The following is a 21,176-nucleotide window of genomic DNA, read 5'->3' as shown; positions in this document are numbered from 1 at the left end:
GTCGCCGCGCAAGCGGAAGCGAAAGGCCCCCGGCTGTGACGCCGGGGGCCTTTCGCGCGCCGGAAGCGCCTAGAACGTGCCCAGCTTCACGATCGACAGCAGCGCGATCAGCTGGATCGCCGACGCGCCCAGTGCCTTCGGCCACGGAAGGTCGTGCGAGCGGCTCACCATCAGGGTGAGCAGCGCGCCGCCCGCGACCCACGTCGCCCAGCCCAGGACCTGCACGAACGGCGCGTCGCCGCCCGCGAACATCGCGACGACCAGACGCGGCGCGTCCGTCAGGGCCATGATCAGCATGGACAGGCCGACCGTGGGCTGCCACGCGCCGTCGCCGCCGAGCTGGCGGGCCAGCGTGTGGGTGACCGCGCCCAGCACGAAGGACGAGATCACCATCGCCACCGCCGTCGTCAGCACGATCGGGATGGCGTTGGAGAGGGTGGCGTTGATCGCGTCCTGGCGGGCGCCGTCGAAGCCGAAGACGGCCAGCAGGCCGTAGAGGAACGTCACGATCAGGGCCGGGCCCCACATCGCGTAGTCCCGCATCCGCAGGAACGTCTGGTTCGGGGACAGCACGATCCCCTTCAGCAGGTCCTTCCAGTGCAGCCGCGGTCCGATCGGGCCGGCCGGGGCCGCCGCGCCGGCCTGGTAGGTGCCGCCCTGCGTGTAGCCCTCGTCGTAGCGCGCCTGCTCGTCGATGGAGAAGGCCTGGGTGTGTCCGGGCTGGTTCGCCGCGTACGGGTCCGCCGGGCCGGGGCCGTAGCCGCCGCCCGGGCCGCCGAAGTACTCCGGCTCGCCCTGCGGCGGGTGAGCGCCGGCCTGCGGCCACGGCGACGCCGGGCCGCCCGCGCCGCCCGGTGGGGGCGCCTGCGGGTAGCCGTACGACGGTCCCTGCGGCGCCTGCTGTCCGTACGGGGGGTGTTGCGGTCGCGCTTGCGGGGCACGGCCGTCCCGGCCGCCGCGTCCGATCCTGAATCCAGCCACGTCATCGAACGTACCTGGTTCCGCAGAGTGACGTGCCCACGGCCGAGTCCCCGGCGGGGGTTTGCGGCCGAGCTGTGACATCCCCTAAGGGTCCAACGCCGGGGACTTCGGGGCCCTTTCAGGGACGGTTCCGGGGCCGGTGACTCAACCTGCCGCCGCTCGTCCCTCACGCCGGCGGCAGGAACTCCCGTGTCGAGAACGTCACCGCCGGCTGTGCCGACACCAGCCCCTGCCGTGCCCCCGGATACACCGTCACCGTGTCCTGCGTCTCGCTCCGGTACGTCCGTACGGCCAGGTCCGCCCTGCCGTCGCCGTCGAAGTCACCGGCGGCGATCACCCGGGCCGTGCCGTGCGCCGCGGGCTGCACGATGACCATCTCCCGTGCCGACAGGCCCGCCGGGCGGCCCCGGAAGACCTTCAGCCGGGAGCCGCTGGAGACCAGCTCGCTCAGGCCGTCGCCGTCGAAGTCGGCGGCGTCGAGCACCGTGCCGGGGGAGTCGAGGGTGGCGCGGTGGGTGCCGGGCAGGTCGTAGCGCAGCGCCGTGCCGCCCATCGTGCCGATCGCCGCGTCCAGCGCCTTGCCCCGGCCGAAGCGGCCCAGGGCCACATCGATGCCGGCCGGCAGCACCGCGCCGGTGCGGGTCGGGCCGTCGGGGCCGCCGAGGACCACCGCGGACGTGCCGGACCGTTCCGCCGTACGGACGACGAGGTCGTCGTAGCCGTCGCGGTCGACGTCGGCGGCGGGACCGGTGGGCACGTTGCCGGGGGCCTGGATCGGCGCGGCGGCGGCGCGCGGGGCGCCCGTCCGGGTGAACGGGCCGCGCAGGAAGCTCAGCTTGCCGCCCGTGGCGTGCAGCGCGAGGTCGGTGTGGCCGTCGCCGTCGAAGTCGCCGCACACGGGCTGGTCGGGCCAGTCGTTGCCGGCCCGGGCGCGCGCCGGGACGGCGAGTACGACGCCCCGTCCGGTCAGGCCGCCGGGCGAGCCGAAGAGCAGTTGCAACGGCACCGGTGGCTGCCCCTGGCCGTCGTAGGGCGGGTCGGTGGAGACGACGAGGTCGGTGAAGCCGTCGCCGTCCAGGTCGCAGGACGCCTCCGCCTCGAACAGCGCGGGCAGCTCACCGCCGGCCCGGGCGGCGTGGGTGCGCGGGGCGAGCAGCTGCCGGGCGCCCGGTACGAGGCCGTGCGCGCTGCCGTAGACGATGCCGATGCCGGGGTCGTCGGTGTGCGGCTGGGTCTTGGCGAGGTCGTTGAGGACGAGGTCGCGGTGGCCGTCGCCGTTGAAGTCGTCGGCGACCTTGCTGCCGGTGCCGCGCGGGACCGGCAGGGGGGCCGTGGCCGGGGCCGCCCGGACCGGCGTGGGGCTGTCCTCAGAGGCGGAGGAGCAGGCGGCGAGCAGGAGGAGACAGCCGGTGACCGCCGCGGACAGCGTCCCTCTTCGCACGCGCACCGGTCCACCTCACCCGCCCCGTCGGCAACAACCCCGCAATCATGCACGCGTTCGAGGCAGGGGGACAGCCCCGGGAGCACCGACAGCAGCCCGGACGCGCGCCCCGCGCGACGGGGCCAGCCGGGCACACCGCCCAGAGGACGCGCTGCTCGCCGGGGCGGGATGGCTTGTATGCGCTGTCCGCCGGGCCGGGGCGTCCGCCGGGCCGGGACAGCCCGGGCACGCCGCCCATGGGGTCGGGGCAGCGTGGGCCGTGTCGCCCGCGGGCGGGGGCCTGGGGCAGCCCCGGGGGCGCGCTGATGGCCGGGGTGGGGAAGCTCGTGCGGGCTGGTCGCCGGGGCAGGGAAGGCCGGGCACGCTGCCGGTGGGCGCTGGTCGCCGGGCCCGGGAAGCGCCTGCGGGTTGGTCGTCCGGGTGGCCGGCTTGCGTGCGCTGTCCGCCGGGGTGGGGACAGCCGGGCACGCTGGCCGCGGGATCGGGGCAGCGTGGGCCGTGCTGCCCGCAGGGCGGGCGGCCTGGCGGCAGGCCCCCTCCGGGGAACGCGCTCGTCGCCGGGTCGGGGAAGGTCGTGCGGGCGGGTGGCTTGGGTGCGCTGTCCGCCGGGGTGGGGCCAGCCGGGCATGCTGCCCGCGGAGTCGGGGCAGCGCGCCCTGTTTCTCGCAGGGATGGGGTGGCTTGCGCGCGCCGTCCGCCCGGGTGGGGTGGCCTGCGCGCTGCCACGCCGTCCGCAGAGGCGGGGACAGCCGGGCACGCTGGCCGCGGGATCGGGGCAGCGTGGGCCGTGGTTCCCGCAGGCGGGGGGTGGCCTGCGCGCGCCGAGCGCCCGGGGTGGGGCTGCCCGCGCGCTGTCCGCGGGACCGGGCCGGCTTGGCTGGGCTGCCCTGCGGCCCGGCGCAGCGCGGGCGCGTTGCCGCCGCGGGACCCGGCACCGCCCGCTCGGGGCCTTGGCACTGCCCCTCGGGGACCCGGCGCCGCTCGCTCGGGGATCCGGCACCGGCCGCCCGCAGGGCCGGCGTGTCCCCTGCGACGGATCGGCAAACCCAAGACGTCCCGGCGACGGATCGGCAATCCAAGGCGTTGCCCCCAGAGCCGGCGTGTCCCGGCGACGGATCGGCAACCCAAGACGTTGTCCCCAGAGCCGGGACGGCTCCCGCGGCGGCCGTGGGCGAGGATGGGTGCATGAGCGTCGTGAAGATCAATGTGCTGACCGTTCCCGCCGAGCAGCGGGAGGTCCTGGAGAAGCGGTTCGCCTCGCGGGCCCACGCCGTGGAGAACTCCGACGGGTTCGAGTGGTTCGAGCTGCTGCGGCCGGTCGAGGGGACCGACCAGTACCTCGTGTACACGCGCTGGCGGGACGAGGAGTCCTTCCAGGCCTGGATGGAGGGCCCGATGAAGGCGGCCCACCAGGGCGGCGCCGAGGGCGAGCGGCCGAAGCCCGCTGCCTCCGGCTCGACCCTGTGGTCCTTCGAGGTGGTCCAGCAGGCGGCTCCCAAGGGCGTCTGACCGACCGGAGACCGCCGAGCGCACACGACGGCGCCCCCTGCCTGTGCGGGTCAGGGGGCGCCGTCGGGCTTTGCGGGGGCGGTGGGCCCCGGCCGTTACTTCACCGGCTCCGGCTCCGGCGTGCTCTCGGACTCGGCCTCGCCCGCCGGGTCGACCGGCGTCTTGACGGAGTCGAGGAGCAGCTGGGCGACGTCCACGACCTGGATGGACTCCTTGGCCTTGCCCTCGTTCTTCTTGCCGTTGACCGAGTCGGTCAGCATGACGAGGCAGAACGGGCAGGCGGTGGAGACGATGTCCGGGTTGACGGAGAGGGCCTCGTCGACGCGCTCGTTGTTGATGCGCTTGCCGATCCGCTCCTCCATCCACATCCGCGCGCCGCCGGCGCCGCAGCAGAAGCCGCGCTCCTTGTGGCGGTGCATCTCCTCGTTGCGGACGCCGGGGACGGCGGCGATGATCTCGCGCGGAGGCGTGTAGATCTTGTTGTGCCGGCCCAGGTAGCACGGGTCGTGGTAGGTGATGATGCCCTCGACCGGCGTGACCGGGATCAGCTTGCCCTCGTCCACCAGGTGCTGGAGCAGCTGGGTGTGGTGGATGACCTCGTAGTCGCCGCCGAGCTGCGGGTACTCGTTGCCGAGCGTGTTGAGGCAGTGCGGGCAGGTGGCGACGATCTTCTTTGCCGACTTGGGCTTCGCGGACTCGGCGACGACCTTGCCCTCGTCGTCCAGCTCCTCGCCGAACGCCGTGTTCAGGGCCATCACGTTCTCCATGCCGAGCTCCTGGAACAGGGGCTCGTTGCCCAGGCGGCGGGCGGAGTCACCGGTGCACTTCTCGTCGCCGCCCATGATCGCGAACTTGACGCCCGCGATGTGCAGCAGCTCGGCGAAGGCCTTGGTGGTCTTCTTGGCGCGGTCCTCGAGGGCGCCGGCGCAGCCGACCCAGTACAGGTACTCGACCTCGGTGAGGTCCTCGATGTCCTTGCCGACGACCGGGACCTCGAAGTCGACCTCCTTGGTCCACTCCAGGCGCTGCTTCTTCGCCAGGCCCCAGGGGTTGCCCTTCTTCTCCAGGTTCTTGAGCATCGTGCCCGCCTCGGACGGGAACGCGGACTCGATCATCACCTGGTAGCGGCGCATGTCGACGATGTGGTCGACGTGCTCGATGTCCACCGGGCACTGCTCGACACAGGCGCCGCAGGTGGTGCAGGACCACAGCACGTCCGGGTCGATGACGCCGTTCTCCTCGGCGGTGCCGATCAGCGGACGCTCGGCCTCGGCGAGCGCGGACGCCGGGACGTCCTTCAGCTGCTCCTCGGACGCCTTCTCCTCGCCCTCCATCGTCTTGCCGCCGCCCGCGAGCAGGTACGGCGCCTTGGCGTGGGCGTGGTCCCGCAGGCTCATGATCAGCAGCTTCGGGGAGAGCGGCTTGCCCGTGTTCCAGGCGGGGCACTGCGACTGGCAGCGGCCGCACTCGGTGCAGGTGGAGAAGTCCAGCAGGCCCTTCCAGGAGAACTGCTCGACCTGGGAGACGCCGAAGACGTCGTCCTCGCCCGGGTCCTCGAAGTTGATCGGCTTGCCGCCGCTCGTCATCGGCTGCAGCGCGCCCAGCGCGGTCTCACCCGTCGCGTTGCGCTTGAACCAGATGTTCGGGAACGCCAGGAAGCGGTGCCAGGCCACACCCATGTTGGTGTTGAGGCTGACCGTGATCATCCAGATCATGGTCGTGCCCAGCTTGATCATGGCGAACAGGTAGACCAGGTTCTGCAGCGTGGAGACGCTCAGGCCCTTCAGCGCCAGGATCACCGGGTACGAGGCGAAGTAGCCGGCCTCGTAGTGGTCCACGTGGTGCAGGGCGCCCTCGAGGGCGCGCAGCACGTAGATCGCCAGACCGATGATGAGGATGACGTACTCGACGAAGTACGCCTGGCCCATCTTCGAGCCCGCGAAGCGGGACTTGCGGCCGGGCCGCGAGGGCAGGCTGAGCAGGCGGACGACGATCAGCGTCGCGATGCCGAGCGTGGTCATCGCGCCGATGAACTCGATGTACATCTCGTACGGCAGGAAGCCGCCGAGCACCGGCAGCGTCCAGTCGGCCTGGAACAGCTGGCCGTAGGCGTTGATGATCGTGGGCGGCAGCGTCAGGAAGCCGATGGCCACGAACCAGTGGGCGATGCCGATGATCCCCCAGCGGTTCATGCGCGTGTGGCCGAGGAACTCCCGCACCAGGGTCACGCTGCGTGCGTAGGGGTTGTCGGTCCGGCTGCCCGCCGGGACCGGCTGGCCCAGCTTGAAGTACCGGACGAACTGGCCGATGGCGCGGGCGAGCAGGGCGACGCCGACCACGGTCAGGGCCAGCGACACGATGATCGCGGCGAGTTGCATGGGGGCTCCTCGGGCCTGCGAGGGGTGAATCGAGGGAGATTACTAAGCGGTAACTTATTCAGTTCGTCTGAGACTACCCCTATCTTCCGATGCAATGTAGCCAGCCGTTCGGTGATCTGTGTCGCTGAGGGTTGCCTTAAAGGATCACAGGAAAACGGAGGGCCCCGGGAAGCCGGTCGCAATCTGAACGTGTTATTCGTACCAAATTGGTACATTCACCTCTAACTTATATCCGTGCTCTACGGGATCGCCGCCGCCACCGCCGCCCTGCTGCTCACCGCCCTGCTCGCGGGAGCGCTCCGGACGCCTGCCCTGCGCCTCGGGCTCGTCGACCGGCGCCGGCGCACGCGGCCGGTGCCGCTGCTCGGCGGGGCGGCCATGGTGCTCGCCGCCTGCCTGGTCGCCGCGGCCGGCAACTGGACCCGGCTCGCGCCGCTCGGGGACGGCAACGACCAGCTGCTCGTCGCGGGCGGCGCGGTCGCCGCGCTGGGCCTGGCCGCCGACGTGTGGCGGCTCAAGAGCTGGTTCCTGCTGGTGGGTACGGCCGTCGCGGCGGCCTGCGTCGTGCCCTATGACGAGACGGGGGTGCTCGGCGGGATGCTGGGCGTCGCCTTCGTCGCCGCCGCCTCCCTCGCCTTCCGCTCGCTGGACCACGTCGACGGCGTCGCCGGGACCGTGGGGGTGCTGACCGCCTTCGGGGTGGCGGCGTGCGCCGCGGCGGAGGTGATGGACGGGCTCGCGGTGCTGCTGAGCGTGCTCGCCGCCGCGCTCACCGGCTTCCTCATGCACGGCTGGCCGGCCGCCCGCATCGGGCTCGGCTCCTGCGGCTCGCTGTTCACCGGCTTCCTGACGGCCTCCGCGGCCGTGGTCACCCGGTCGGGCTACGACCTGACCGGCACCGCGGCCGTCCTCGGGCCGCTGGTCGCGCTCGGCGCCGCCGACGTCGTCCTCGTCGCCCTCTCGCGGCGGCTGGCCGGACGGCCGCTGACGCGCGGCGGTCCCGACCATCTCGGCCACCGGCTGCGACGTCTCGGGCTCACCGCGCAGGGCACCGCCGTACTCCTGGGCGTGGCCTCGGCCGCGGGGGTACTCGTGGGCGTGCTGGTGCATGCCGGGTGGGCCCGGCCGAGTGCCGCGCTGTGGGTGGCGGGCACTGCGCTGGTCGTCGTCCTCGCGCTGCTGCGGGTGCCGGTGTACCGGGTGCCGCGCCGGCGGGGGCCCGGCCCCGGGGCCGGGCCGCAGACCATGGCGCGGGCGCCTCGGCAGCCTGTCCCCACGAGTGCGCGGCCCTCTTTTTCCCGGGTGCAGCCACCTCGTCGGCCGCCATCGTCGCAGGTCAGAGCGCCGTTGCGTGTAAGGAACGGATAAGAGTTGAGTCCTGGTGACTCAGGTCTGTTGACCGAGCCGTGCGCCTCATGCACACTTGAGCCTGTTCCACTCAAGTCAGTTGGAGGAATCGCAATGGCACGTGCGGTCGGCATCGACCTGGGCACGACGAACTCGGTGGTCTCGGTCCTCGAGGGCGGCGAGCCCACCGTCATCACCAACGCCGAGGGCGCCAGGACCACGCCGTCCGTCGTCGCCTTCGCCAAGAACGGCGAGGTGCTGGTCGGCGAGGTGGCCAAGCGCCAGGCCGTCACCAACGTCGACCGGACCATCCGTTCGGTCAAGCGCCACATGGGCACGGACTGGAAGATCGAGCTGGACGGCAAGCCGTTCAACCCGCAGCAGATCTCCGCGTTCATCCTGCAGAAGCTGAAGCGTGACGCCGAGGCCTACCTGGGCGAGAAGGTGACCGACGCGGTCATCACCGTCCCGGCCTACTTCAACGACTCCGAGCGTCAGGCGACGAAGGAGGCCGGCGAGATCGCCGGTCTGAACGTCCTGCGCATCGTCAACGAGCCGACCGCCGCCGCGCTGGCGTACGGCCTCGACAAGGACGACCAGACGATCCTCGTCTTCGACCTCGGTGGCGGCACCTTCGACGTCTCGCTGCTGGAGATCGGCGACGGCGTCGTCGAGGTGAAGGCCACCAACGGTGACAACCACCTCGGTGGTGACGACTGGGACCAGCGCATCGTCGACTACCTGGTCAAGCAGTTCCAGTCCGGCCACGGCGTGGACCTGTCCAAGGACAAGATGGCCCTGCAGCGCCTCCGTGAGGCCGCCGAGAAGGCCAAGATCGAGCTGTCCTCGTCCACCGAGACCTCGATCAACCTGCCCTACATCACCGCGTCCGCCGAGGGCCCGCTGCACCTGGACGAGAAGCTCACCCGCGCCCAGTTCCAGCAGCTGACGGCCGACCTGCTGGAGCGCTGCAAGACGCCGTTCCACAACGTCATCAAGGACGCCGGCATCTCCATCAACGAGATCGACCACGTCGTCCTCGTCGGTGGCTCCACGCGTATGCCCGCCGTCGCCGAGCTCGTCAAGGAGCTGACCGGCGGCAAGGAGGCCAACAAGGGTGTGAACCCGGACGAGGTCGTCGCCATCGGCGCCTCGCTCCAGGCCGGTGTCCTCAAGGGTGAGGTCAAGGACGTCCTGCTCCTCGACGTCACCCCGCTGTCCCTCGGTATCGAGACCAAGGGCGGCATCATGACCAAGCTCATCGAGCGCAACACCACGATCCCGACCAAGCGCTCGGAGATCTTCACCACGGCCGAGGACAACCAGCCGTCGGTGCAGATCCAGGTCTACCAGGGCGAGCGCGAGATCGCGGCGTACAACAAGAAGCTCGGCATGTTCGAGCTGACCGGTCTGCCGCCGGCGCCGCGTGGCGTCCCGCAGATCGAGGTCTCCTTCGACATCGACGCCAACGGCATCATGCACGTCACGGCGAAGGACCTCGGCACCGGCAAGGAGCAGAAGATGACCGTCACCGGCGGCTCCTCGCTGCCGAAGGACGAGGTCGACCGCATGCGTGAGGAGGCCGAGCGCTACGCGGAGGAGGACCACAAGCGCCGCGAGGCCGCCGAGGCCCGCAACCAGGGCGAGCAGCTGGTCTACCAGACGGAGAAGTTCCTCAAGGACAACGAGGACAAGGTCCCCGGCGAGGTCAAGACCGAGGTCGAGGAGGCGGTCGCCGAGCTGAAGGAGAAGCTCAAGGGCGAGGACACCGCAGAGATCCGCTCCGCCACGGAGAAGGTCGCGGCCGTCTCGCAGAAGCTCGGCCAGGCGCTGTACGCCGACGCGCAGGGCGCCCAGGCCGCCGGTGGCCCCGAGGGTGCCACCGCCGGTGGTGCCAAGGCCGCCGACGACGACGTCGTGGACGCCGAGATCGTGGACGACGAGCGCAAGGACGGGGCCGCGTAATGACGGAGGAGACCCCGGGTTTTGAAGAGAAGCCCGACGTCCCCTCCGGCGCCACCCCTGACGACGCCGAGCCGAAGGCCGCCTCCTCCGAGGAGGGGGCGGCCCCGGCCGGGGACGGGAACGAGGACGCGGGCCTGCTGGCCCAGCTGGACCAGGCACGCAAGGCGCTCGACGAGCGCACGGCGGACCTCCAGCGCCTCCAGGCCGAGTTCCAGAACTACCGCCGCCGGGTCGAGCGGGACCGCATCGCGGTCAAGGAGGTCGCCATCGCGAACCTCCTGACCGAACTGCTGCCCGTCCTCGACGACATCGGGCGCGCGCGGGAGCACGGCGAGCTGGTCGGCGGCTTCAAGTCGGTCGCCGAGTCGCTGGAGACCGTCGCGGCGAAGATGGGCCTGCAGCAGTTCGGCAAGGAGGGCGAGCCCTTCGACCCGACGATCCACGAGGCCCTGATGCACTCCTACGCGCCGGACGTCACCGAGACGACCTGCGTGGCGATCCTGCAGCCCGGGTACCGCATCGGCGAGCGCACCATCCGCCCCGCGCGGGTGGCCGTCGCCGAGCCGCAGCCCGGCGCGCAGGGCGCGAAGGCGGAGGGCGCCGACGACAAGGCGGCCGACGACAAGGAGAACGGTGGCCCGGACGAGGGCTGACGTCGCACACGACATGCGGAAGGAGGGACGTCGGGGATGAGCACCAAGGACTTCATCGAGAAGGACTACTACAAGGTCCTCGGCGTCCCCAAGGACGCCACCGAGGCCGAGATCAAGAAGGCGTACCGGAAGCTCGCCCGCGAGTTCCACCCGGACGCCAACAAGGGCAACGCCAAGGCCGAGGAGCGCTTCAAGGAGATCTCCGAGGCGAACGACGTGCTCGGCGACCCCAAGAAGCGCAAGGAGTACGACGAGGCCCGCACCCTGTTCGGCAACGGCGGCTTCAGGCCGGGGCCGGGCGCGGGCGGCGGCTCCTTCAACTTCGACCTGGGCGACCTCTTCGGAGGCGGCGCCCAGGGCGGAGGCTTCGGCGGGGGCATCGGTGACGTCTTCGGGGGCCTGTTCAACCGGGGCGGCGCCGCGGGGACGCGGACCCAGCCCCGGCGCGGCCAGGACATCGAGTCCGAGGTCACGCTCAGCTTCACCGAGGCCATCGAGGGCGCCACGGTCCCGCTGCGGATGTCCTCCCAGGCGCCGTGCAAGGCCTGTTCCGGCACCGGCGACAAGAACGGCACGCCGCGCGTGTGCCCGACCTGCGTCGGTACGGGGCAGGTCGCGCGCGGCTCCGGCGGTGGCTTCTCCCTGACGGACCCCTGCCCGGACTGCAAGGGCCGGGGCCTGATCGCGGAGCACCCCTGCGAGGTCTGCCACGGCAGCGGCCGTGCGAAGTCCTCCCGCACCATGCAGGTCCGCATCCCGGCCGGCGTCTCGGACGGGCAGCGGATCCGGCTGCGCGGCAAGGGCGCGCCGGGCGAGCGCGGCGGACCGGCCGGCGACCTCTACGTCGTCGTGCACGTCGGCGCCCACCCGGTGTTCGGCCGCAAGGACGACAACCTCACGGTGACCGTGCCGGTGACGTTCGCGGAGGCGGCGCTCGGTGGGGAGGTCAGGGTGCCGACCCTGGGCGGCCCGCCGGTCACGCTGAAGCTGCCGCCCGGCACGCCCAACGGCCGGACGATGCGCGCCCGCGGCAAGGGCGCGGTCCGCAAGGACGGCAGCCGCGGCGACCTGCTCGTCACCGTGGAGGTGAGTGTTCCCAAGGACCTGTCGGGGAAGGCTCGTGACGCGCTCGAGGCGTATCGCGAGGCGACCGCGGACCAGGATCCGCGGGCGGAGCTGTTCGAGGCCGCGAAGGGAGCTTGAGTGGGATGGACGGCCGTCGACGTAATCCGTATGAACTGACGGAGGACACCCCGGTCTACGTCATCTCGGTGGCGGCCCAGCTCTCCGGCCTGCACCCGCAGACGCTGCGCCAGTACGACCGTCTGGGCCTGGTCTCCCCGGACCGCACCGCGGGCCGGGGGCGGCGCTACTCGGCTCGTGACATCGAACTGCTCCGTCAGGTGCAGCAGTTGTCGCAGGACGAGGGCATCAACCTGGCCGGCATCAAGCGCATCATCGAACTGGAGAACCAGGTCGCCGCGTTGCAGTCCCGCGTCGCGGAGCTGCAGGCGGCCCTGGAGGGCGCGGCGGCGGCGATGCAGCAGCGCGAGGCCGCCGTGCACGCCTCCTACCGCCGCGACCTGGTCCCCTACCAGGAGGTCCAGCAGACCAGCGCGCTGGTCGTGTGGCGGCCGAAGAAGGCCAAGGACGACAGGCCCTAGCGGGCGGTGACAGCGTGAAGGGGCCCGGAGGCGAACCGCCTCCGGGCCCCTTCGCCGTGTACGGCCGTCAGCCGCGCGTGGTGCGCCGGCGCCGGGCACCGAGGAAGGCGGCGGCCGCGCCGAGGGCGACGAGCGCGGCGGCGGCCGCGGCCGGCGGACCGGTCGAGTCCGAGCCGGTGGAGGCCATCGAACCGGTCACGGTCGCGGTCGTGCCGGTGCCGGTGCCGATGCCGCCGGTGGTGCCGGCCGCGGCGCTCGCCGTGGCGCTCGCCACGTCCGTCGGGGTGCCCAGCGCGTCGGATGACCCGGCCTTGCCGACTGGCCGATATCGTTCGGTCGCTTGTGCTGATCCGGGGAGGGTGAACCCCCGCTCGTGAAGGGTCGGTAAAGGGTGTTTGGCGGTGAATGGGCGGGGGTTCTCCCCGTCTTCACGCACGAAGCGGAGCGTGATGTTGCTATCTCGTTAGGTGGCCGGTCTTGACGCAAGGTGGCGGTCCCGCGTTGGCTTTTCAGTCACGTGGGTCGTGCTGCTGCACCCGCGTTTCGTACCGCACCCGAAGTGAGCCCCCGCATGCGCCGTACCGCCATATCCGTGGCCGCATCCACGCTGATCCTCACGCTCGCAGGCTGCAGCATGCTGAACTCGACGGACGGCGGCGGCACCGCGAGCCCTACGAAGGGCGACGACGTCACGGTGGGCCTGCTGCTGCCGGAGAAGGTCAACTCCCGGTACGAGAAGTTCGACCACCCCATCATCGCCGCGAAGGTCGCCTCCCTCACCCGCAACCAGGGCAAGGTCCAGTACGCCAACGCCGAGCAGGACGCGGCCCGGCAGGCGACCCAGATGCAGCAGATGATCGACGACAAGGTCGACGTCATCCTGCTGGACGCGGTCGACTCGCACGCGATCGCCGACGAGGTGAAGAAGGCGAAGGACGCGGGCATCCCCGTCATCGCCTACGACCGCCTCGCCGAGGGCCCGATCGACGCCTACGTCTCCTTCGACAACGAACTGGTCGGCGAGGTGCAGGGCCGCACCCTGCTGGACGCCCTCGGTGAGGGCGCCGACACCTCCGACCGGATCGTCATGATGAACGGCTCGCCGACCGACCCGAACGCCGGCCAGTTCAAGCGGGGCGCGCTCAGCGAGCTGAACGGCAAGGTGACGATCGCGAAGTCCTACGACACCAAGGACTGGGACCCGAAGAACGCCCAGGCCAACATGACCGAGGCGATCGCGGCGATCGGCGCCAAGAAGATCGCCGGCGTCTACTCCGCCAACGACGCCATGGTCGGCGGCATCATCAAGGCGTTCAAGGCGGCCGGTGTCTCCACCCTGCCACCGATCACCGGGCAGGACGCCGAACTGGACGCGGTGCAGCGGATCGTGTCCGGCGACCAGTACATGAGCGTCTACAAGCCCTACCCGACCGAGGCGGAGGCCGCCGCGGAGATGGCCGTCGCCAAGGTGCAGGGCAGGGACATCCAGTTCGACGCGCTCGCCAACGACACCGTCGACAGCCCCACGCAGAAGGGCATCCCGGCCCAGCTGGTCAGTGTGGTCGCGCTGACGAAGAGCAACATCAAGAGCACGGTCGTCAAGGACGGCATCTACAAGGTGCCGGAGATCTGCACCGGGAAGTACGCGTCGGGATGCGCGTCGCTCGGGCTGAAGTAGCGGCCCGCGAAGCAGCCGTAGCGAAGCAGCCGTAACGAGGAAGCCGCAGCCGAGAAGCCGCAGGGAAGCAGCCGTGGCGAATTCGCCGTGGCGAACCAGCCGTGGCGAATCGGTCGTGGCGAGTCAGCCGCGGGTGTCCGTCACGGGCCGGTGGCCGGGGTCGTCGGCACGAACACGCCGTCCGGGGCGTGCGGGACCGTCGCACCGCTGAGGTAGCCGTCCGGGTCCCGGTCGCCGGTCACCCGCAGCCCCGTCACCCGAGCCCGCTCCGGGACGTCGTACCAGACCTCGATCTCGATGAGGTCGTGTCCGCCGATCTCGACCCGCTCGTGCTGGCGGCGCACCGCCATCGCGAAGGAGTCGGGCCGCCTGCGTGTCCCGTCGGCGCTCACCAGCCGCTGCTCCGCGGCGACGTAGGTGTGGAAGGCGGGGTCGGCGTTGCGCACCCGCAACCGCGCGGTGCAGAACTGCCCGTCCGGCTGTGCCTCGCTGTGCGTGCCGGCCACGGCGGTCAGCCCGCACCGCAGGGAGAGCACCGTGAAGACCAGGTGCCCGTCCCGGTGCTCACCGGAAACGTGCGAGGAGGGGCGGGCGGAGGCACTCGGCGGCGCGCCCGCGGACGCGTCGCACCCGGCCGCGCCCACGGCGGCGGCCAGGACGAGCGCTGCCGCCCGGAGAGCCGCGATCGGCGGGTGCGCCAAAGTCGTACGCCCTGCACGGACCATGTCCGGCATTGTCGGGCCGCATCGCGCCGAAGGGGAGAGGCCCGGCCGGCACGGCCTGGCGCCACGCGGGCACGGAGGCCGGGAGATAGCGGTACGAACCGGTGGTTTCCCGCGGTCACGCACGCTCGAGCCGTGTTGCACCGCACGCTCCGTCCGCGCATAGTTGCGCTGCGAAGAGGCGTGAACCGGGGGTGGAGTGGGCGATGACCGGGCACGGGACGGAAGAGCACCCGCACGGTGCCGACCGACTGTGCGCGGCCGGGGACCGGGTGTACTCCCGGGCGGTGCGGCGCGGCCGGGTGCCCCGCCGGGACGCCGAGCAGGTGCCCTGCCTGCTCGACCTGGCGCTGCTGCACCCCGACCCGGACGACATGGACTGGCTGGTGCCGACGGCGCCCCAGGAGGTCATGACCCGGCTGCTGCGCGGCGTGTACGACGAGGTCGCCGAGAGCCAGCGCCGGGTGGGCGCGGCGGTGGCGGCCGTCGAGTGGTACGCCGGGCTCGGCGGCCGTGCGCCCGCGGCGGGGGCCGGGGCGGGTGAGGGCAGCGCGATCCGGGTGCTGGACGGTCTCGCGCGGATCCAGGCGGCGATGGACGAGGCGACGCAGGCGTGCACGACCGAGGTGCTGACCGTGCAGCCGGGCGGCATCCGCCGTGAGCACGAGCTGTCCGAGGGGCTGCACCGGGCGCTGGCGCTGCGCGGCCGGGGTGTGCGCATGCGCGACCTGTACAACCATGTGGCGCGTCACGGGCAGGGGCTGCTGACGTATCTGGAGCTGATGGGCGACGCGGTGCAGGCGCGCACGCTCGACGAGGTCGTGGACCGGCTGATCCTCTTCGACCGTACGGTGGCCTTCATCCCGGCGAACGCCGAACGCACGATGGCCCTCGAACTGCGCCACCCGGCCCTGATCTCCTACCTGGTCACGGTCTTCGAGCGGCTGTGGCGGCTGGGCGTCCCGCTGAACGCGCCCATCCCCGACAGCGGCATCGAGGGCATCTCGCACCGTGAGAAGTCCATCGCGGCGCTGCTGGCGGAAGGGCACCAGGACGCGGTCATCGCCGAGCGCCTCGGCATCAGCGTCCGCACCTGCCGGGCCCACATCGCCCGCCTGTCGGAGACGCTCGGCGCGGCCAGCCGTGCCCAACTCGGCGTCCGTATCGCCCAGGTGGGCCTGGACACCCCGGCCCACCTCACCTTCCCGTGCCAGGAGTCCCCGAGCGCCCGGTGAGACGACCGCGCCGCCTCACTCCTCCTTGTTCAGGATCCCGGACTGGGCTATCAGATAGCCGAGTTGGGCCCGGCTGCCGCTGCCGAGGGCGGCGGCCAGCTTGGCGATGTGCGCCCGGCAGGTGCGTACGTTCATGCCGAGGCGGCGGGCGATGGCCTCATCGACGTGGCCCTCCACGAGCAGTTTGGCGATGGAGTGCTGGATCTCCGTGATGCCGTCGGGAGCGGTCTCGTAGGGGGCGCCGGCGCTCAGGGGCACGGCACGGTTCCACATGAACTCGAAGACCTTGATCAGGTAGCGGACGAGTGCCGGGTTGCGTAGTTCCAGGGCCACTTGCTGGTCGTCGCGGGCCGGGATGAACGCGACGGACTCGTCGCAGATGATGAGGCGCTCGACCAGCTCGTCGATCGTGCGGTACTCCACCTTGCCGTTGGCGAGCTGTCCCACGTAGGCCAGTTGCTCCAGGTTGAAGCGCACCGTGTGCTGGTAGAGGGTCCGGATCCGCACGCCGCGGTCGACCAGGGCGGTGTCACGGTCCAGCCCCTGGCGGATGGTGCGCTCGGTGAAGCGGTTGCTGGGCTGCACCGTGAGCATTTCGGCCTGGCACTGGGCGGTGGCCAGGTCGAGCGCCGCGTTGATGCGGTCGCTGCCTTCCAGCACGGTGATGGAGTGGGTGGCCGAGGCCATCTGCCCGTTCAGGGCCATGAACGGCTCAAAAGCATCGGACAGTTCGATTGCCCACCGCCGGCGCTCCGCGATCTCCCGCTCGATGGGCAGCAGACGCTGCGCGAGCGCAAGCGCCGGGGGGACGGGACGCAGCCAGTCCGGGTCGTCGGGATCGGGGTGGAGCAGGGCGAACTCCATCAGGCAAGGGGCGGGTTCCGCCTCCGAGCGGGAGATACGGCCTTCGCGCAGGGCACCTGCGTAAAGGCGGCTACCCTCCTCGCAGAGCTCGTTCGCCGCATGGGGATGTGCCGTATTGGACCGATTCGACATCAAATCTCCACCCCCCAGGGTCCTGAACATGCAGGAACATGATGCACCGATTGTGTGGCCATGACGTGCCTGAATGAGCCATCGTCGTACTCGACGGGGGAAGAGGGGACCTTCAAGTGAGGACGAAGCCGACTATGGGGAAAAGAGTGCTTCGCTCGATACTTGTCGCCACCTTCTCCGCCGTTGTGGCCCTCGGAGCTCTGGGTGGCCACGCCGGTACGAAGGGCGACGATCGAGCGGACAGTAAGTGGCCGGCGGTGGCGGTGTCCTCCGAGTCCGTGGCTACGGCAGACGGTGCTGGGGGCAGATGATGGCGACTCCACCTGACGACCGTTCCTTCCGACGGGAAATGGCCACCGCGTACCGATCCGGCTGGCACTTCATCGATCTGGTCACCGCCATCCCCCACAACGGGGACTCGCTGATGGTGACCGTGTTCGGTGAGCCGGTCGTCGTCACGCGCGACGACGAGGGCGACGTGCGGGCGTACCGCTGTCTGCGGCGGCCTCGGGGGGCGCCGCAGCCCGTGCGGTGTGCCATCCGGTACGGAATGATCTTTGTGAACCTCGACCAGCGCGACCACCGGCTGTCGGAGCCGGACATCTCCGACGTGCGGACCATCTCGGCCACCCCCCGCAGTGCCTGACGCGATTCCCCCGTCGTAACAGATCGCTCAGGTGCTTCCCCCCGCAGCGGCGTCACCGTGACCTGAACACGGTGACGCCGCTGCAGTTTGTGCGCGTACGCGCCGTTTCGGTCCGGGTACGCGCATTTCGCCGTTCATCCCCGGCCCATGGCCCGGTCCAGCTCGATCTCGATCACCACCCGTGACGGGTTCGGCGACGGCACGCGCTCGTAGCGCTCCGCGTAGCGCCGCTCCGCCTCCGCGACCCGGTCCCCTTCCGTGCGGATGAACGCGCGGCCCTCCAGCGTGGCCCAGCGCCGCCCGGCCACCTGGCAGACGGCGACCCGTGCGCCCCCGGGGCCGGCGGCCAGCACATGCGCCACCTTCGCGCTCGCCTTGTTCGTGATCACCCGGGCCAGCCGCGCCACGGGGTCGTAGGTCACTCCGACGGGTACGACATGCGGGGTGCCGTCGGGGCGCAGTGTCGTCAGGGTGCACAGATGCCGCTCCCGCCAGAAGGCGAGATACGGCTCGTCCGGTGCGCCCGGGTCCTGGGGGTACGCGGTCATGGGACGGAACCTACCCGCAGAGGTGGCGGACCGCCGCCTGTCACCCCTCCCCTCCCTGCCTTGAGTGGAATAGACTCAACTTTGTGTACGTTGACTGAGTCAGTACGGGGAGACGGCTGACCCCAGCACGCGTAGGAGGAGAGAAGCGAACGTGGACGCCGAGCTGACCAACCGGAGCCGGGACGCGATCAACGCCGCCGGCAATCGGGCCGTGACCGAGGGACACCCGGACCTCACCCCTGCTCACCTGCTCCTCGCGCTGCTCCAGGGGCAGGAGAACGAGAACATCGTCGATCTGCTGGCGGCCGTCGACGCCGACCAGGCCGCCGTGCGCTCAGGGGCCGAGAAGGTGCTCGCGTCCCTGCCCAGCGTGACCGGCTCGACCGTCGCGCCGCCGCAGCCCAACCGCGAGCTGCTCGCCGTCATCGCCGACGCCCAGGCCCGGGCCAAGGAGCTGGGCGACGAGTACCTGTCCACCGAGCACCTGCTCATCGGCATCGCCGCCAAGGGCGGCCAGAGCGGCGAGGTGCTCACCCGGCAGGGCGCCACGGCCGGCAAGCTCCAGGAGGCGTTCCGCAAGGCGAGGGGAGGGCGTCGCGTGACCACCGCGGACCCCGAGGGGTCGTACAAGGCGCTGGAGAAGTTCGGCACGGACTTCACCGCCGCCGCCCGGGAGGGCAGGCTCGACCCGGTCATCGGGCGGGACACGGAGATCCGGCGGGTGGTGCAGGTGCTCAGCCGCCGCACCAAGAACAACCCCGTCCTCATCGGCGAGCCCGGCGTCGGCAAGACGGCCGTCGTCGAGGGGCTCGCCCAGCGGATCGTGAAGGGGGACGTGCCCGAGTCGCTCAAGGACAAGCGGCTCGTCGCGCTCGACCTGGGCGCGATGGTCGCGGGCGCGAAGTACCGGGGCGAGTTCGAGGAGCGGCTGAAGACCGTCCTCGCGGAGATCAAGGACTCCGACGGGCAGATCATCACCTTCATCGACGAGCTGCACACCGTCGTGGGTGCGGGCGCCGGCGGCGACTCCGCCATGGACGCCGGCAACATGCTCAAGCCGATGCTGGCCCGCGGTGAGCTGCGCATGGTCGGCGCGACCACGCTCGACGAGTACCGGGAGCGCATCGAGAAGGACCCCGCGCTCGAGCGCCGCTTCCAGCAGGTGCTGGTCTCCGAGCCGAGCGTCGAGGACACCATCGCCATCCTGCGCGGTCTGAAGGGCCGCTACGAGGCCCACCACAAGGTGCAGATCGCCGACAGTGCGCTGGTGGCCGCGGCCACCCTGTCCGACCGGTACATCACCTCGCGCTTCCTGCCCGACAAGGCCATCGACCTGGTGGACGAGGCGGCCTCCCGGCTCCGGATGGAGATCGACTCCTCGCCGGTCGAGATCGACGAACTCCAGCGCGCCGTCGACCGGCTGAAGATGGAGGAGCTGGCGCTGAGCAAGGAGACCGACGCGGCCTCCCGTGAGCGCCTGGACAAGCTGCGCCGCGACCTCGCCGACAAGGAGGAGGAGCTGCGCGGGCTGACCGCCCGCTGGGAGAAGGAGAAGCAGTCCCTCAACCGGGTCGGTGAGCTGAAGGAGAAGCTGGACGACCTGCGCGGCCAGGCCGAACGCGCCCAGCGCGACGGCGACTTCGACACCGCCTCCAAGCTGTTGTACGGCGAGATCCCGGCCCTGGAGAAGGAGCTGGAGGCCGCCTCCGAGGCCGAGGAGGAGGCCGCCAGGGACACCATGGTCAAGGAGGAGGTCGGCTCCGACGACATCGCCGACGTCGTCGCCTCCTGGACCGGCATCCCGGCCGGGCGGCTGCTGGAGGGCGAGACGCAGAAGCTGCTGCGCATGGAGGACGAGATCGGCAAGCGGCTGATCGGACAGGGCGAGGCCGTGCGCGCGGTGTCGGACGCGGTACGGCGTTCACGCGCCGGCATCGCCGACCCCGACCGCCCCACCGGTTCCTTCCTCTTCCTCGGCCCGACCGGCGTCGGCAAGACCGAACTGGCCAAGGCGCTCGCCGACTTCCTCTTCGACGACGAGCGGGCGATGGTCCGCATCGACATGTCGGAGTACGGCGAGAAGCACAGCGTCGCCCGCCTGGTCGGCGCGCCCCCCGGGTACGTCGGCTACGAGGAGGGCGGTCAGCTGACGGAGGCCGTGCGGCGGCGGCCGTACAGCGTGGTGCTGCTGGACGAGGTGGAGAAGGCGCACCCGGAGGTCTTCGACGTCCTGCTCCAGGTGCTGGACGACGGCCGGCTGACGGACGGCCAGGGCCGCACGGTCGACTTCCGCAACACCATCCTGGTGCTGACCTCCAACCTGGGCAGCCAGTTCCTGATGGACCCGGTGACCAGCGAGGAGGAGAAGAAGGAGCAGGTGCTGGAGGTCGTACGGGCGTCCTTCAAGCCGGAGTTCCTCAACCGGCTCGACGACCTCGTGGTCTTCTCCGCGCTGACGAAGCAGGAGCTGAGCCGGATCGCCGAGCTGCAGATCACCCGGCTGGCCAAGCGGCTCGCCGAGCGGCGCCTCACCCTCGACGTCACGCCCGAGGCGCTGGCCTGGCTCGCCGACGAGGGCATGGACCCGGCCTACGGCGCGCGTCCGCTGCGCCGCCTGGTGCAGAGCGCGATCGGTGACCGGCTCGCCAAGGAGATCCTCTCCGGCGAGATCAAGGACGGCGACACGGTCCGCGTGGACCGCTTCGGCGAGGGGCTGCTGGTGGGCCCGGCGACGGGCAAGACGCTCTGACGGCTCAGACGGACTTCAGGGCGACGTACAGCGCCCGGAAGAACCACACGGAGAACGCCAGGCAGCCCCACCACAGCGCCCACAACACCCACCGCACCGCTCTCGGTATGCGCATCCCCGCATCATCGCACCGGCGCCGGGCGGAACGGAGGGGTGGGCCCGGTGCCGACCGGGCCCGCCCGCCGGTTCACACGGTGAACGCCGAGAACCGCACCCGTGCGGTCGACGTGCTCTCGTAGGTCACGTCGACCGTCACGGCGTCCGCCCCGGCGCCGGCCGGTGGCGGATGGGCTTCGCTGTTCAGGTGGAGGCACAGATCCGCGCCCTCGTCGCAGAACTCCGTCCGCGCCTGCTGCCCGGGGTAGGAGCGCCGCAGCCACTCCCCGACGCCGTCCCGTGGCATGCGGAAGGTGACCCGGTAGTCCGTGTCCAGCCAGGTCTGCACCGTGCAGTCGGTGTCGTGGGCGCCGTCGGGCAGGGCCGCCCCGCCGAAGCCCAGGGCCTCGTCGCACGAGACCCTGTCCGGGGCTCCGCCCATCGGATAGTCGCTGGTCATGAACCGCACCACCGCCACGACCAGCCATATCAGCAGCAGCGTCGGCGGTGTGGCGACCGCCGCCACCAGTCCCCACCGGTTCCTTCTCCGCTTCATGCCGTTCCCCTC

The 21,176-nt window shown here is 71.3% G+C and carries 18 protein-coding genes; 10 read left to right on the top strand and 8 right to left on the bottom strand.

The window, feature by feature from the left end; all coding sequences use genetic code 11:
• Positions 1 to 69: 69 nt before the first annotated feature.
• A complete protein-coding gene (locus tag ACZ67Q_RS29155) occupies positions 70 to 1,062 on the bottom strand; it encodes a Yip1 family protein (protein WP_471188054.1) in 993 nt (330 codons plus the stop codon).
• 85 nt (positions 1,063 to 1,147) lie between these two features.
• A complete protein-coding gene (locus ACZ67Q_RS29150; protein ID WP_471188052.1) occupies positions 1,148 to 2,428 on the bottom strand; it encodes an FG-GAP repeat domain-containing protein in 1,281 nt (426 codons plus the stop codon).
• A 1,179-nt stretch (positions 2,429 to 3,607) separates the two neighbouring features.
• On the opposite strand from ACZ67Q_RS29150, the gene ACZ67Q_RS29145 reads away from it, so the two are divergent.
• Positions 3,608 to 3,931 carry an antibiotic biosynthesis monooxygenase family protein gene (locus ACZ67Q_RS29145; RefSeq protein WP_469815001.1) on the top strand — a complete coding sequence of 108 codons (324 nt, stop codon included), beginning with the start codon at positions 3,608 to 3,610 and terminating at the stop codon, positions 3,929 to 3,931.
• 95 nt (positions 3,932 to 4,026) lie between these two features.
• On the opposite strand, the gene ACZ67Q_RS29140 is transcribed toward ACZ67Q_RS29145, so the two are convergent.
• Entirely contained in the window at positions 4,027 to 6,309 is a 2,283-nt protein-coding gene (locus ACZ67Q_RS29140) for a (Fe-S)-binding protein (protein ID WP_471188048.1), read from the bottom strand.
• A gap of 234 nt (positions 6,310 to 6,543) precedes the next feature.
• Between ACZ67Q_RS29140 and ACZ67Q_RS29135 the strand changes: the two genes are divergently transcribed.
• The 5 genes from ACZ67Q_RS29135 (at position 6,544) to ACZ67Q_RS29115 (ending at position 11,938) form a co-directional block, all read left to right on the top strand.
• Positions 6,544 to 7,677: an MraY family glycosyltransferase gene (locus ACZ67Q_RS29135; protein WP_471188046.1), complete on the top strand. Its 1,134-nt coding sequence runs from the start codon at positions 6,544 to 6,546 to the stop codon at positions 7,675 to 7,677.
• Between the two features lie 93 nt (positions 7,678 to 7,770).
• Positions 7,771 to 9,621, top strand: a complete 1,851-nt coding sequence (gene dnaK, locus ACZ67Q_RS29130; RefSeq protein ID WP_471188043.1) for a molecular chaperone DnaK — start codon at positions 7,771 to 7,773, stop codon at positions 9,619 to 9,621.
• Positions 9,621 to 10,274, top strand: a complete 654-nt coding sequence (gene grpE / locus ACZ67Q_RS29125; RefSeq protein WP_471188040.1) for a nucleotide exchange factor GrpE — start codon at positions 9,621 to 9,623, stop codon at positions 10,272 to 10,274. Before dnaK ends, grpE begins: the two co-directional genes overlap by 1 nt.
• Before the next feature lie 36 nt (positions 10,275 to 10,310).
• Positions 10,311 to 11,477, top strand: coding sequence for a molecular chaperone DnaJ (gene dnaJ / locus ACZ67Q_RS29120; protein ID WP_471188037.1), 1,167 nt, complete (start codon positions 10,311 to 10,313; stop codon positions 11,475 to 11,477).
• 5 nt (positions 11,478 to 11,482) lie between these two features.
• The gene (locus ACZ67Q_RS29115; protein WP_471188034.1) at positions 11,483 to 11,938 is read left to right on the top strand and encodes a heat shock protein transcriptional repressor HspR; all 456 of its coding nucleotides are present in this window, start codon (positions 11,483 to 11,485) and stop codon (positions 11,936 to 11,938) included.
• 67 nt (positions 11,939 to 12,005) lie between these two features.
• Here ACZ67Q_RS29115 and ACZ67Q_RS29110 read toward each other — a convergent pair whose 3' ends face one another.
• A complete protein-coding gene (locus ACZ67Q_RS29110; RefSeq protein ID WP_471188031.1) occupies positions 12,006 to 12,212 on the bottom strand; it encodes an LPXTG cell wall anchor domain-containing protein in 207 nt (68 codons plus the stop codon).
• 297 nt (positions 12,213 to 12,509) lie between these two features.
• On the opposite strand from ACZ67Q_RS29110, the gene ACZ67Q_RS29105 reads away from it, so the two are divergent.
• Positions 12,510 to 13,616 (top strand): sugar ABC transporter substrate-binding protein, encoded by a 1,107-nt coding sequence (locus ACZ67Q_RS29105; RefSeq protein WP_471188029.1) that lies wholly within the window; start codon positions 12,510 to 12,512, stop codon positions 13,614 to 13,616.
• 140 nt (positions 13,617 to 13,756) lie between these two features.
• Here the strand turns inward: ACZ67Q_RS29105 and ACZ67Q_RS29100 are convergent, their stop codons facing one another.
• Positions 13,757 to 14,341, bottom strand: coding sequence for a DUF4352 domain-containing protein (locus ACZ67Q_RS29100; RefSeq protein ID WP_471188026.1), 585 nt, complete (start codon positions 14,339 to 14,341; stop codon positions 13,757 to 13,759).
• A 203-nt stretch (positions 14,342 to 14,544) separates the two neighbouring features.
• Between ACZ67Q_RS29100 and ACZ67Q_RS29095 the strand changes: the two genes are divergently transcribed.
• Entirely contained in the window at positions 14,545 to 15,573 is a 1,029-nt protein-coding gene (locus ACZ67Q_RS29095) for a helix-turn-helix transcriptional regulator (protein WP_471188023.1), read from the top strand.
• 15 nt (positions 15,574 to 15,588) lie between these two features.
• Here ACZ67Q_RS29095 and ACZ67Q_RS29090 read toward each other — a convergent pair whose 3' ends face one another.
• The gene (locus tag ACZ67Q_RS29090; protein ID WP_471188021.1) at positions 15,589 to 16,569 is read right to left on the bottom strand and encodes a helix-turn-helix transcriptional regulator; all 981 of its coding nucleotides are present in this window, start codon (positions 16,567 to 16,569) and stop codon (positions 15,589 to 15,591) included.
• A gap of 310 nt (positions 16,570 to 16,879) precedes the next feature.
• Here ACZ67Q_RS29090 and ACZ67Q_RS29085 point away from each other — a divergent pair, with 310 nt between their 5' ends.
• Complete coding sequence (locus ACZ67Q_RS29085) at positions 16,880 to 17,215, top strand: hypothetical protein (protein WP_361634932.1); 336 nt, start codon at positions 16,880 to 16,882, stop codon at positions 17,213 to 17,215.
• Between the two features lie 134 nt (positions 17,216 to 17,349).
• Here the strand turns inward: ACZ67Q_RS29085 and ACZ67Q_RS29080 are convergent, their stop codons facing one another.
• Positions 17,350 to 17,763 (bottom strand): pyridoxamine 5'-phosphate oxidase family protein, encoded by a 414-nt coding sequence (locus ACZ67Q_RS29080; RefSeq protein ID WP_471188019.1) that lies wholly within the window; start codon positions 17,761 to 17,763, stop codon positions 17,350 to 17,352.
• 151 nt (positions 17,764 to 17,914) lie between these two features.
• Here ACZ67Q_RS29080 and clpB point away from each other — a divergent pair, with 151 nt between their 5' ends.
• Entirely contained in the window at positions 17,915 to 20,512 is a 2,598-nt protein-coding gene (gene clpB / locus ACZ67Q_RS29075) for an ATP-dependent chaperone ClpB (protein WP_471188016.1), read from the top strand.
• Positions 20,513 to 20,699: 187 nt separating this feature from the next.
• Here the strand turns inward: clpB and ACZ67Q_RS29070 are convergent, their stop codons facing one another.
• Entirely contained in the window at positions 20,700 to 21,164 is a 465-nt protein-coding gene (locus ACZ67Q_RS29070; protein WP_471188014.1) for a hypothetical protein, read from the bottom strand.
• Between the last annotated feature and the right edge of the window lie 12 nt (positions 21,165 to 21,176).

The sequence above is a fragment of the Streptomyces sp. NPDC036813 genome, assembly GCF_055609245.1.
Note: the sequence above shows the minus strand (reverse complement) of the source record. Positions and strands in the feature narration are given on the sequence as shown.